Origin of the sequence: Niveibacterium sp. (assembly GCF_041909475.1) — a bacterium.
Taxonomy (GTDB): Bacteria; Pseudomonadota; Gammaproteobacteria; order Burkholderiales; family Rhodocyclaceae; genus Niveibacterium.
Genome location: NZ_JAYRDJ010000042.1, coordinates 1 through 12,705 on the forward strand (window position 1 = coordinate 1; position 12,705 = coordinate 12,705).

The following is a 12,705-nucleotide window of genomic DNA, read 5'->3' on the forward strand; positions in this document are numbered from 1 at the left end:
TGCGTGCCGGACAACGCGCCGCTGCCGTGATGAGCCTGGTGCAATCGGCCCGCCTCAACGGGCACGACCCTTACGCTTACCTCAAGGATGTGCTGATGCGACTGCCGACTCAGCCGGCCAGCCGCATCGGCGAGTTGCTGCCGCATCGCTGGCAGCCTGAGGGCTGATCGCGCGCATCCATACTGCGTCAAGAGGGGTTGGGCGGACGCTTACGCGATATCCACAACACGCGTTGCCCCACCTGTCCGCAAAGCCGGTCAAGCAGACCTTCTCCCTTTGAATCAAGATCTTGCCCGTCGGAAAGCGCTGCCTTCGTGCAGCGCTTTTTCCTTTTCCGCCGACCCGGGGGGCAAAACGCTCTCGAGCTCGGAGGCGATCGATTGGGGGTTCTTAGGGAGACCTTACGGCAAACTGATCGTCACGTGGGCTTGTCTAGGGGCGACCTTGACGACCTCATGGTATGGGGCGACCGACTGTCTGGTTGATTTTTCAAGCCAGGCGCCAAGCCCGAGGAAGACGGTGAGCGTGATGAGGGCGTAGGCGGAGATTACGCCCCAGAGGGGGATGTTCCCGCGCAGCGCATGTCTGACGGCGTCCGGCGCCGCCCAGTCGGGTGCGAATTGAGCGCGCTTCCCTTTGTAATGGGCGATCTCGTCGGCTAGTCGTCCAACCAGATAGCCGAGCTTCTCCGGCGACTCAAGCAGGTAGCGACCGCGAAACCCGAGAAGAAGGCAGAGGTGATAGACCTCGAGCGACTGCAATCGAGCGGCGCCCTCTGCTCGGAGTGCCTCCAGTCTTTCAAAAAAACGCTCGCCTGCAAGCTGGTCACCAAAGAACGCCAGTTGCAGCGGTTGACGTTCCCAAGCGTCGCGGATCGAAAAGCGCGATGCGAGAACGTGTTCGTCCATAGCAGCGCAAAAAGCGTACTTCGCCGCGAAGATATCCTCTGTCGGTACGTTCGCGCGTTTGGCGGACCGCTCGAATTCATCGAGGAATTCTCTCAGACGCTCGCGAAACGTATCCGCGTCGATTGGTGCGTTTCGGTTCTTGATCAGAAACATCAGATAGAACCCGTCATACATCATGTCGGCCAGAGTCTTCGCCTGACGGGACGATTCAGTTGGTCGGCGACGCAATTCAGCGTCCCCAAACAAGGAGGGCGGAAGCGCGAGGGTCATCATTGCACCAATGCGAAGAGTTCGAGCCGCAAATCGCGGAAGCCCGAAGGAACGTAGAGCGCGATCGATTGTGCTTGGCGCATACGCTCAAACAGGGGGCCGTGGGGCTCAATCGAAAAGTAGTAGTTGCCCGGGCGTACCGGTACGGCGGCAGGCACTTGCGGCGCTGGTGTCAACTTGACGCCGGGCATCGCAGAAAGTAGCAACTTGTCCACGTCATCCGGGGCACCGAGCTTGAAGCGAATGGGAACCGCGTCGACGAGTTCGGGTGGCGGCATGTCGGCGCTTACGGAGAGGAAGAAGGCTGTGTCGTCGCCGAGTTTGTCGGAGTCGAGGCGCCCAACAAAGAATGATGGCTTTGTTTCGTTTAGCGCGATCGTGACGCAGCGCGTCGAAATCACCGTTTCCAAAAGCTCACGGATGATTCGATCGAGCCGAAAAAATCCTTCGGCCGGGCTTGCGTGGTCGTAAACCGGCAGATCGTCGAGGGTATGGCTCTTGGCGAAGGTCATCAGCGCGCCGGCGACTTCAAGCAGGGATTCAAATAGTCGTTCGGGATGCAGCCGCGGGTGTTTGAAAAGGTGGCTTAGTCGAGCAAACGCACTGCTCGCGGTGTGCAATAGCCAGAACGAGGCAATATCCCCCGATCGGACCTCGACGATATTCTTGCTTGGTTCGCGGTGGAAGCCATAGAGCGCCGCGCATTTGGCCTGGAGGATATCCAGGGTCCGGCGTAGCAGTGCGTAAAGCGTCGGCAGTGTTTCGATTGATACTGCCGGCGGCATGAATGCGGTGTCGATCTCGAAACCGCCGGTTGATGTTTTGCGTATTCGGATGGCCGGCAAAGTGATGAATTGCTCGATCGCGTCATCCTCCGAGAGCAGGCGCGGCTGCTTCCGGAGCAGCATCACGTCTGCCTCGGCCGCTCGGGTGAAGAGGTCGGAGGCCAACTCGCTGGCAGGGCGGTAGCGCGCGCTGCCGCGAGCGTCACTCGCTTGCGCCTGATTGCCACCGGTAGAGCGCAGATGCGGCAAGGCCAGGTGAAACGTGACGGCTTCACGCGAGAAGGATAGCTGGGCCAGGTTCACCGGCTCGGGGAGTTCGTCCGCATCAGGGGCTGTGTAGAACTCGCCGTCCGGAAATACTGCTCTGATCTCCTCAAGCCGAAGTACGCCCGAGTTGAGAGCCTCTTTGTCCCAGCGGAGTTGGCGGAATCCCCATGCATACGGGTGCAGCGTACGACTCAGTTCGGTGAGTCGGCTTTCGTGATAGAGATCTTGACGTTGGAAGTGCTGTGGTCTGAGAAAGAGCCCCTCCCCCCACAGCACCTTGGCTGCTGCTTTCACTTCAATTCTCCTGATTGCATCGCTTGTCCGTGCGAGTCCGTCTGCCCACAGCGCGTTGATCCAAGACGCGCAGGGATTTCTGTACCCCAGCCGACCGGACTGCCGACGCTTACGCTGAATGCACAAGCGTGCGCGCCGAGCACGACTCCTGTTTTTGCTGACGCGGCTCGATCGAACACCGCCCGCCAGCGCTGGGCCAATGGAGTTCGGAACGCCCCTGCGATTGCGATGACTGCTGCCTCGCGCGGGATCTTCTCCTTCAGCTCAAGCGTTTGCTGAGGGGTCAGAATCAGTTCGCGCAACTCGATCAGATCGGCGCCAAGCGTTTCTTTCTCGCGGCTGGCGTTGAGGATGGCCTCCGGCGACATCGCTGAGAGCGTTTCTGCACTGCGCAGTTTGTAGAGGTGAACGACGAGTGCCGTACCCTTTCCGTCCGGCCCTGCATTCAGCCCCTTTGCGGCATGAATCCGGATCGCAACTTCCTCAAAGCCGGTATTCGAATCAGCGCTAGCGCGCTTGAGTCCGATGGTGCTCAGTGCGCTATCGGCCGCTGATCCGATCGCGTTCGCGGCATCGCCTGATGCACATGCAGTCAAAGCCAGTGCGAGCAACGACACCGCCGCGGTGGCGGTTTTGCGTCGGGCCCTCGATGCGGAAGAACTGCACAGTGCGTATGGCATCGTCATTGAAACGGCGTTTCCTTATTCGTAGAGTACCACCCATGTTGCATACGCCAACGGGATATGCGAGGTGGGTGTGAAGTGCAGCATGGAGCTGAACATCACGCCTCGGAATCGAGAATGGGAGCCCAACAATGAATGAATCCGCACGCCGTATCACCAACGCCGCCTCGGCAGTTTCAGTGTGTGCAGCGCTATTGCTAAGTGCCTGCGCGACGACGTCCCAGCTCGCTGAGCTTGATCAATTCAAGGATGTTGCGGCGGTCCAGCAACGTGTCGACGAGCTGGTTGCATCGGGCGATGTGCAGAAGGCGCAGACCATGCTGGAGAACACCGCCAAGGCGAATCCAACCGACCCGGCGCCCTGGGTCCGTATGGCGCAGTTGCAGTTCGATCGAGGTAACTACTCGGGCACGATCGCTGCCGCCGATGAGGCCGTGCAGCGGGACCCGGCTAACGTTCCGGCAAAGGGGTTAGCCCTTGTCGCAAGCCTCCGGATCGCCGTTCGCAATATCCAGGAGCTGCGTGGAGGGGTCGCGCTCGGCGGTGATACCCGCGGTGAGGCGGAGCGACTCGCACGCACGCTGCGCGAGACGATCAAAGAAGATGTGCTGGTGCCCGTCGCTCCGACGAACGAGCCCAAGAAGGCTCGGACGGCAAGTCGTTCGACCAAGTCGACCAGCGCCTCGGCGGCAGCGCAGGCCGCAACCGCCGCTGCCGCAAGCCCGGCAGTGAAGTCCTCCGCTCCCGCAACGACCGCCGCGACCAAGGCCCCCGCCCCCGCGGCGAAAACATCGGCCGATCCCTTCGGCGCACTCAAGTAACCGACCCCGACACGAACAGGAAACCAATCATGGCCAAGAAGGAAAGTGTTCAGCAGAAGCTGACGCGCGTACGCCCGCCGCGGGTGCAACTCACCTATGAAGTCGAACGCGGTGACGCGATCGAGCAGAAAGAGTTGCCGTTTGTTGTCGGCGTGGTCGGTGACTTCGCTGGGCAGTCGGAAGTGGAGCAGCCGCGCCTGCGCGATCGCCGCTTCGTGAACATCGATGGCGACAACTTTGATGACGTGATGCAGGGGCTTGAGCCACGTGCAGCTTACCGCGTCGAGAACAAGCTGACCGCGGAAGGCGGGGAGTTCGCAGTCGACCTCAAGTTCCGCTCCTTGGAAGACTTCCGGCCGGAGTCGGTTGTGCAGCAAGTCGATCCGTTGCGTAAGTTGCTTGAGGCCCGCAGCAAGCTCGCCGACCTGCGAAACAAACTGGCGGGGAACGACAAACTTGAGGATCTGCTGCAGGACGTGCTCAACAGCACCGAGAAACTTGCCGCGTTGAGCGCTGAAGCCAAGGTGGAGGAGTAAGCGATGAGTGCATCCGCCCTTGCGCTTGCCCAGCAAGCCAACGAAGCAGGGTACAGCCTGCTCGACGAAATCGTTTCGGAGAGCCGCGTTGCGCGCTCGCCGGTTGAGCACAGCCGTGCGCGCGATCTGATCAGCGAACTGGTTCAGCAGGTCATGAGTGGCACCGTTGTCGTGTCCGAAAACCTCGCTGCAACACTTGACGCACGCATCGCAGAACTCGATGAGCTGTTGTCAGATCAGCTCTCTGCCGTAATGCACGCACCGGAATTTCAGAAGCTGGAATCCTCTTGGCGCGGGCTTGAGTATCTGTGCAAGCAGAGCGCCACCGGCCAGATGCTGAAGATCAAGGTGCTGAACGTCACCAAGCGTGAACTCATCAAGGACTTCCGCGGTGCGGTGGAGTTCGACCAGAGCGCGCTGTTCAAGAAGGTCTACGAGGAAGAGTTCGGCACCTTTGGAGGTGCGCCTTTCGGCACGTTGCTTGGCGATTTCGACATCACGCGCCAACCGGAAGACATGTATTTCGTCGAGCAGATGTCGCATGTGGCCGCGGCCGCGCACGCGCCTTTCATCTCGGCTGCGTCACCTGAGCTGTTTGGGCTTGAAGGCTTTACCGACCTGGGCAAGCCGCGCGACTTGTCGAAAGTATTCGACACCGTCGAGTATGCAAAGTGGAAGTCGTTCCGCGAATCCGAGGATTCGCGCTACGTTGGACTGACGTTGCCGCGCTTCCTTGGTCGTTTGCCGTACAACCCGAAAGACGGTACGACAGTCGAAGGCTTCAACTTCGTCGAGGAGGTCGACGGCACGGACCACAGCAAGTACCTGTGGGTGAACGCTGCCTACGCTTTCACGTCGCGCATTACCGATGCGTTTGATAAATACGGTTGGTGCGCAGCGATCCGCGGCGTCGAAGGTGGTGGCCTTGTTGAGGATTTGCCGACGCACACCTTCAAAACCGACGAAGGCGAAGTCGCGCTGAAATGCCCAACTGAAGTCGCAATCACCGATCGCCGCGAGAAGGAACTCTCTGACCTCGGCTTCATTCCGCTGGTGCACTGCAAAGGCACCGACTACGCCGCATTCTTCGGCGCTCAGTCGGTGCAGAAGGCGAAAAAGTACAACACCGATGCGGCCAATGCCAACGCGGTGCTGTCGGCTCAGCTGCAATACATCTTCGCCGTGTGCCGAATCTCGCATTACCTCAAGGCGATGATGCGCGACAAGATCGGCAGCTTCGCGTCGGCCGGCAATGTCGAGACTTACCTGAACGGTTGGGTGTCGCAGTACGTGTTGCTGGACGACGGCGCGTCGCAAGAGGCCAAGGCAGAGTTTCCGCTGCGCGAAGCATCGGTTCAGGTATCCGAGGTCCCGGGTAAACCGGGTGTCTACCGTGCTGTCGCGTTCCTGCGCCCGCACTTCCAGCTGGACGAGCTCACGGTTTCACTGCGCCTGGTGGCCGAGCTGCCTCAATCCGCAGGCGCTTAACTCTCTACCCCAAGTAACTTAGGAGCCACGACGTGAAGGATATTTACGTTCAGTTCAAAGGCAAGTACGACATCAAGGGCGAGTCTCGCGATGCCGAGCATAAGGAATGGATCGAGGTCAGCTCTTGGAGCCACCTGATTCGTCAGCCGCGTTCGGCGACTGCGTCGACCGCCGGTGGTCATACCGCCGAGCGTTGCGAACACGGCGAGATGATCTTCGTGAAGGATCTGGATCTGACGTCCCCGCGCATCTGGGAAGGCTGCTCCGCCGGCCACACCTTTGACGAGGTGACGATCGACTTCATGCGTGCAGACGGCGACAAGCGCGTCAAGTACCTCGAAATCAAGCTCAAGCATGTACTGCTGGCGTCGGTGACCCCGTCGGTGGCGGGCGAAGGGATCCCGACCGAAACCTTCACGCTGAAGTACGCGGCTGTGCAGTGGACCTACACCGCGCAGGACATCAAGGGCGGCGTTAAGGGCAACAAGGTTGCCAAGTGGAGCCTGGCGAAGAACAACTCGACGTACGAGATCTAACTCGCCAAACCGGAGCACGGCATCGCCCATCGCGGTTGCCGTGTTCCACTGCAGAAGAGATGTCATGAAGGGTTTCTCCCCAACCTTGTTTGAGCGTTTGTTCGACGATGCACCACATCGTGGGGACGACCCGGCACCGCTGCGCCGCTGGTCGATAGACGAGCTCAAAGACAGCGTCGCGCGGGATCTTGAATCGCTGCTCAACAGCCGCTGCGGCTTGCGCGAAACCTTGCTGGAAACCTACCCGGAGGCGGCGCGTTCGCTTGCCAGTTTCGGCATGATGGACTTCGTTGGTCTGAGCCTTGCAAATCCGGCAGACCGAGCGCGTATCTGCGCGACGCTCGAGAGAACGATCCTGCAGCACGAGCCACGGCTCAAGCGGGTGCATGTCGGGCTGCGTGGCGACGAGCGCAGCGTCGGGCGGCTGAACTTCGCGATTCAGGCGGTACTGTATGTGCCCCCTACGGCGGAGCCGGTTGGCTTTGATGCCGTGTTACAGCCGTGCACGCAACAGTATTCGGTTGCCAGCAGCCGGCGCGCATTGCAGGCGGTCGCATGAACGACCTGTTGCCGTATTACGAGCGGGAGCTGACCTTTCTGCGTCGGCACTCGCGGGAATTTGCCGAGCAGTACCCGAAGATCGCTTCGCGGCTTCTGTTGTCCGGTGAAGCGTGCGAGGACCCGCATGTCGAGCGCATGCTGGAATCCTTCGCGCTGCTCTCCGCGCGGGTTCACAAGAAACTCGACGACGACTTCCCTGAACTCACCGAGAGTCTGCTCGGCGTGCTGGCGCCGCATTACCTGCGTCCGCTGCCGTCGTGCTCCATTGCGCGTTTCGATACCGCAGGGGCAGACGCACAACTGTCTTCGCCTGTCGTCCTGCCGCGCGGGACAGCACTCTCGACCCGTCCTTCGGGTGGTGTAGCGTGTCGTTTCCGCACCGCCTACGACGTCACGCTGGCGCCCTTGCGCATTGCCGCGGCCGGATTCGAGCAACCGGTGATTTCGGGGCGCAGCCTGCGAGTGCCCGCTGAAACCAGTTGCGCGCTGACACTGACACTGGAGGCCACAGGCAGCGCGTTGCCGCTCAACGCGATCGACATTGCGCGTCTACGCCTGTTTCTTGATGGTGAGCCTTCGCTGGTCTGCCACCTGCGTGAAGCCTTGTTCTTGTCGCTGCGCGGGGTGGCGGTCGGCTCTCCGGAACACAACGTCTGGCAGGTGCTCGGCAGTTCGACGGTGCAACCGGTTGGTTTCGGCGTCGACGAGGGCTTGCTCGACTACGACGCGCGCTCTCAGCTTGCCTATCGCCTGCTCACCGAGTTCTTCCTGTTCCCGAGCAAATTCGATTTCTTCGATCTCGACTTTGCGGCGATCCGCGCCGCGCTGCCGTCTAACGCGCGCCAGGTGCAACTGAAGTTCTTCCTCGGCAAGGGCGCGACCGAACTGGAGCCGTCGCTCCTTGAACGCGTCACGGCCGCCAATTTCGTGACCGGCTGCACGCCAGTGGTGAACCTGTTCGAGCGGAATACCGAGCCGATTCGCCTTGATCACGCGCGTGCGCACTATCCGCTGCTTGTGGATGCGCGTCGCGCTCCCGCTTTCGAGCTTTACGCGATCAATCGTGTTTCCAGAGTCGAGAAGAGCAGCCGTGGTGAGCGAATTACAGAGTTCCGTCCCTTCTATGGCTTGCGACATGCCGAGACGCCGGCCCATGAAGCGCGCTACTGGCATCTGCGCAGGGATGCGCGGGTTGCATCGCTGTCGCCTGGGCATGAATACGAAATCGCGTTGGTGGATGCCAGCGACGACGGCGCCGAGGAGCGCACCGAGACGCTCAGCGTTGAAGTCACCGCGACGAATCGCAACCTCCCGTCCCAGTTGCCTTACGGCTTGCCGGAAGGCGATCTGTTCATCGAAGGCGGGTCGGTTGCGCGGCGTATTTCCTTCTTGCGCCGCCCAACCCCTAGCCATCGTTTCCGCACCGAGGATGAAGGGCTCTGGCGGCTGATTTCGCACCTGTCCCTGAATCGTCTTTCTCTCGCCGAAGATGGTGTGGAGGCATTGAGAGAGACCTTCGGGCTCTACAACGCCAGTCGTACGGCAAGCAATCAGCGCGTCATCGATGGCCTGATTTCGGTTGAGCATCGACCGTCCAGCGCGATGCTGCCCGGGGATCCGTTTCCGGCCTTCGTGCGCGGCATCGATATCGAGATTGGTGTCGATGAACAGGCTTTTGTCGGCGTTGGCCTGTCCTTGTTTGTCTCGGTGCTCGAACACTTCTTCGCCTTGTATGTGCACCTCAACAGCTTCACTCGCCTGCGTGTGAGGTCGTCGCGCAGCGGCGAGGTCCTGATGGTGTGCAAGCCGCGCAGCGGCGACATGGTGCTCGCGTGAGGCGACCGTTTTCGAGTGCCGTGGGGCGCCTGTTCGCAGCCCCCCAACGCACCGAGTTCTTCCAGGCCGTACGCCTGCTGCGCCGGCACTTGCGGCGCCGCCATGAGCGCCCCAGCGAGGCGCTGGGCGAACACGTGCGATTTGGCAACTCGCTGCAGCTATCGTTTCCTGCCAGCGAGATCGAGCTGCTCGAGATCGAGGCGCGCGATGGCGATGGCGCGCCGCAGCGGGTCAAGCTGACGCCGGCTTTTCTCGGCTTTACCGGCAACCAGGGCGTGCTGCCGCAGCACTACACCGAGCGTTTGCTCGATCGTGAGGTTCTGCACCGTGATCACGCCGCCCGCGCGTTCCTGGATATCTTCGCCAATCGCAGTGCCGTGCAGTTCTTCGGCGCCTGGGAGAAGTATCGACCGCACTTCCAGTTTGAAGCGGAAGGCCGCTCGCGCTATTTGCCGACGGTGCTGTCGCTGGCCGGGCTCGGCCCGCCAGCGCTACGGGAGCGCCTCGAAGACGGCTCAGACGCGTCGCTCTACGACGAGACCCTCGCTTACTACGCGGGCATTCTGCGTACGGCTCCCCGTTCGGTCTCGGCGATTGCCGGCGTGCTGACCGAATACTTCCGCGCCCCCGTCGCGCTGGTGCCGTTTGTTGGGCAATGGTTCCGGCTTCCGGATGAGAGTCTTGCCCAGCTCGGCATGGCCAATGCGACTCTGGGCGTCGATGCCGTTTGCGGCGCCCGCATCTATCAGCGCGATTCACGCATCCGGATCGAAGTCGGCCCGCTGACCCGCGGCGCGTTTCTCGCCTTCATGCCGGGGGGCAGCGCCGCGCGAGCGCTGGATCGTCTGCTGGGCATCGCGCTTGGGCCGACCATCGAGGTCGAAGTTCGCGTCCTGCTTGATCGCCGCGAGGTTCAGCCACTCAAGGTCGGCCTCGCTGGCGGCGGGCGTCTGGGATGGGATAGCTGGCTGGCAAGTGAGCCGCTGGCCGATGACCCGGACGACGCCACCTATCGTTTCATGCCCGGTTTCATGCGCGGGCAGACCCAAACCTTTACGAGCCCAACATGAGTACGCATCTCAAAGTCCTGATCGGAAAACTCAACGACACTTGCCGCCAGGCGGCTGAACGCGCCGCGGCAATTTGCATGGGGCGTGGGCATTATGAAGTCGACATCGAACACATCTTCTCTGCGCTTGCCGAACAACCTGTCAGTGATTTCGCCGTAGTGGCGCATCGTGCGGGCATCAGTGTGCAGGGGCTGCAGCAGGATCTGGAGGCCGAGCTCGCTCGCTTGCCAAGCGGCAACACCCGTACGCCGGTCTTTGCCGAGCGCATTCCGCAACTGCTCGAAGCGGCGTGGCTGATTGCATCGATCGATGACGCACAGGCCCGCATTCGCAGCGCTCACTTGCTGCATGGCATGCTGTCGGATCGCAAGCTCGCTCAGATGGCGTATCGCGCATCCAAACTGTTTGCGAAGTTTCCGCTCGACGGGCTCAAGCATGATCTGAACGCGCTGACCTCCGGATCCGCGGAGGCTGAGCAGGCCGCAGCAACCCGGCAGCCCGAGGCTGCTGCGGAGGCGATGCCGGCCGAGCCCCCCGCCGGGCGCTCGCGCACACCTGCGCTCGATCAATACACCACCAACCTCACCGGGCGCGCCGCCGAAGGCAAGATCGACCCGGTGATCGGGCGCGATACCGAGATCCGCCAAGCGATGGACATCCTGCTGCGGCGCCGGCAGAACAATCCGATCCTCACGGGCGAGGCTGGCGTGGGCAAGACGGCAGTGGTCGAGGGTCTTGCGCTGCGTATCGCACAGGGCGATGTCCCTCCGCCGCTTCAGGGCGTCTCGCTCCATGTGTTGGACATGGGCCTGCTGCAGGCTGGGGCGAGTGTGAAGGGCGAGTTCGAGAACCGCTTGAAGTGCGTGATCGACGAGGTCAAGAAGAGCCCGCATCCGATCATTCTCTTCATCGATGAAGCGCACACCATGATCGGTGCCGGTGGCGCAGCCGGCCAGAATGACGCGGCCAACCTGCTCAAGCCAGCCCTGGCGCGCGGCGAGCTGCGCACGATCGCTGCAACGACCTGGGGCGAGTACAAGAAGTACTTCGAGAAGGATGCGGCGCTGGCGCGGCGCTTCCAGGTCGTCAAGGTTGAAGAGCCCACGCCGGAGCTTGCCTGCGCGATGCTGCGCGGCATGGCACCCCTGATGGAGCGGCACTTCGGCGTGCGCGTACTGGACGAGGCGATCTCCGAGGCCGTGACGCTGTCGGCGCGCTACATCACCGGGCGCCAGTTGCCCGACAAGGCGATCGGCGTGCTTGATACCGCCTGCGCGCGCGTTGCCTTGGCGCAAAGCGCCACGCCGGGGCCGATCGACGATTTGCGAAAGCAGATCGATCGCCTTGATGTTGAGCTGGCCAGCCTCGCGCGCGAAGGCGCTTTGGGGCTCATGCATGAAGTGCGTCGCAAGGATCTGGCTGCGCGCCGCGAGGCGCATGCGGCGGAACTCGCGCGGCTCGATGCGCAATGGCAGCAGGAACGTACCTTGGTTGCGCAGATCATCGCGTTGCGCGCCGCACTTGCGGACGCCGCGAACAGCGAGGACCCGCGCCATGCTGAGCTGGCAGCGCTGACTGCGGAGTTGGTGACGGTTCAAGCTGAGGCGCCCTTGGTGCCCTTGCAGGTCGATGGCCGGACTGCGGCCGAGATCGTCGCCGCATGGACCGGTATTCCGCTTGGTCGCATGGTTAAGGACGAGATTCGTGCGGTACTCGGGCTGCGCGATGCGATGGCCGAGCGCGTGATCGGTCAAGACCACGCGCTGGAAGCGATCGCGCAGCGTGTGCGCACCGCACGCGCCAATCTTGAGGATCCGAACAAACCGAAAGGCGTTTTCCTGTTTGTCGGGCCCTCTGGCGTCGGCAAAACTGAGACGGCGCACGCGCTGGCGGAAATCCTTTACGGCGGCGCGCGCAGCCTCGTTACCATCAACATGAGCGAATATCAGGAGGCCCATTCGGTGTCGGGCCTCAAGGGTTCGCCGCCGGGCTACGTCGGCTACGGCGAGGGGGGCGTGCTGACCGAGGCTGTGCGTCGTCAGCCCTACAGCATCGTGCTGCTGGATGAAGTGGAAAAGGCGCACCCCGACGTGCTGGAATTGTTCTTCCAGGTCTTCGACAAGGGTGTGATGGAGGATGCGGAAGGTCGTGAAATCGACTTCCGTAACACGATCATCATCCTGACCTCGAATGTCGCCTCGTCCACGCTGATGTCGGCGTGTCTGAACAAGGCGCCGGACGAGCTGCCGACACCCGATGCCTTGCTCGACGCGATTCGCCCGCAGCTCTACAAGGCATTCAAACCGGCCTTCCTCGGGCGTCTTAGCGTGGTGCCCTTCTACCCGATCGCGGACGACGTGCTGGCGCAGATCATCCGCCTCAAGCTGGCGCGCATCGCACGGCGTGTTGCGGAGAACCACAAGGCCGTGTTCAGCCACGACGAGGCGCTGGTGGAAGCGGTGCTGGCGCGCTGCGTGGAGGCGGACTCCGGCGCCCGCAACGTCGATAACATCCTCAGCGGCACATTGCTTCCCGAGATCTCGGAGAGCGTGCTGGCGCGCATGGCCGAGGGGGCCGCGATCGCACGGATCAAGGTTGGGGTGAGTAAAAAGGGTGGCTTCAGTTACAAGGTGAGCTGAGGGGGCGATGT

At 61.9% G+C, this 12,705-nt stretch carries 12 protein-coding genes; 9 read left to right on the forward strand and 3 right to left on the reverse strand.

The features are described from left to right. A partial coding sequence (locus ACE3P0_RS18930; protein WP_374404376.1) for a transposase domain-containing protein occupies positions 1-167 on the forward strand: 167 nt, incomplete at its 5' end. Positions 168-401: 234 nt separating this feature from the next. On the opposite strand, the gene icmH is transcribed toward ACE3P0_RS18930, so the two are convergent. From icmH to tssJ, 3 genes are read right to left on the reverse strand one after another with little or no spacing between them, the layout of a single operon-like run. Further along, on the reverse strand, positions 402-1,181 hold the full coding sequence (icmH, locus tag ACE3P0_RS18935; RefSeq protein ID WP_374404344.1) for a type IVB secretion system protein IcmH/DotU: 780 nt from the start codon (positions 1,179-1,181) through the stop codon (positions 402-404). Next, positions 1,178-2,524 (reverse strand): type VI secretion system baseplate subunit TssK, encoded by a 1,347-nt coding sequence (gene tssK, locus ACE3P0_RS18940; protein ID WP_374404345.1) that lies wholly within the window; start codon positions 2,522-2,524, stop codon positions 1,178-1,180. Before tssK ends, icmH begins: the two co-directional genes overlap by 4 nt. Beyond that, positions 2,521-3,210, reverse strand: coding sequence for a type VI secretion system lipoprotein TssJ (gene tssJ, locus ACE3P0_RS18945; RefSeq protein ID WP_374404346.1), 690 nt, complete (start codon positions 3,208-3,210; stop codon positions 2,521-2,523). Before tssJ ends, tssK begins: the two co-directional genes overlap by 4 nt. 128 nt (positions 3,211-3,338) lie before the next feature. On the opposite strand from tssJ, the gene ACE3P0_RS18950 reads away from it, so the two are divergent. The 8 genes from ACE3P0_RS18950 (at position 3,339) to tssH (ending at position 12,694) form a co-directional block, all read left to right on the forward strand. Continuing rightward, positions 3,339-4,028: a tetratricopeptide repeat protein gene (locus ACE3P0_RS18950; RefSeq protein ID WP_374404347.1), complete on the forward strand. Its 690-nt coding sequence runs from the start codon at positions 3,339-3,341 to the stop codon at positions 4,026-4,028. Positions 4,029-4,057: 29 nt separating this feature from the next. Continuing rightward, complete coding sequence (gene tssB / locus ACE3P0_RS18955; RefSeq protein ID WP_374404348.1) at positions 4,058-4,564, forward strand: type VI secretion system contractile sheath small subunit; 507 nt, start codon at positions 4,058-4,060, stop codon at positions 4,562-4,564. A gap of 3 nt (positions 4,565-4,567) precedes the next feature. After that, positions 4,568-6,052, forward strand: a complete 1,485-nt coding sequence (gene tssC / locus ACE3P0_RS18960) for a type VI secretion system contractile sheath large subunit (protein WP_374404350.1) — start codon at positions 4,568-4,570, stop codon at positions 6,050-6,052. 32 nt (positions 6,053-6,084) lie between these two features. Continuing rightward, complete coding sequence (locus tag ACE3P0_RS18965; RefSeq protein ID WP_374404351.1) at positions 6,085-6,588, forward strand: Hcp family type VI secretion system effector; 504 nt, start codon at positions 6,085-6,087, stop codon at positions 6,586-6,588. Between the two features lie 64 nt (positions 6,589-6,652). Further along, on the forward strand, positions 6,653-7,147 hold the full coding sequence (gene tssE, locus ACE3P0_RS18970; protein ID WP_374404352.1) for a type VI secretion system baseplate subunit TssE: 495 nt from the start codon (positions 6,653-6,655) through the stop codon (positions 7,145-7,147). Further along, positions 7,144-8,985 (forward strand): type VI secretion system baseplate subunit TssF, encoded by a 1,842-nt coding sequence (gene tssF / locus ACE3P0_RS18975; RefSeq protein WP_374404353.1) that lies wholly within the window; start codon positions 7,144-7,146, stop codon positions 8,983-8,985. The genes tssE and tssF overlap by 4 nt, the downstream gene beginning before the upstream one ends. Beyond that, positions 8,982-10,055 (forward strand): type VI secretion system baseplate subunit TssG, encoded by a 1,074-nt coding sequence (tssG, locus tag ACE3P0_RS18980; protein WP_374404354.1) that lies wholly within the window; start codon positions 8,982-8,984, stop codon positions 10,053-10,055. The genes tssF and tssG overlap by 4 nt, the downstream gene beginning before the upstream one ends. After that, entirely contained in the window at positions 10,052-12,694 is a 2,643-nt protein-coding gene (tssH, locus tag ACE3P0_RS18985; RefSeq protein WP_374404355.1) for a type VI secretion system ATPase TssH, read from the forward strand. The genes tssG and tssH overlap by 4 nt, the downstream gene beginning before the upstream one ends. Positions 12,695-12,705 lie beyond the last annotated feature (11 nt).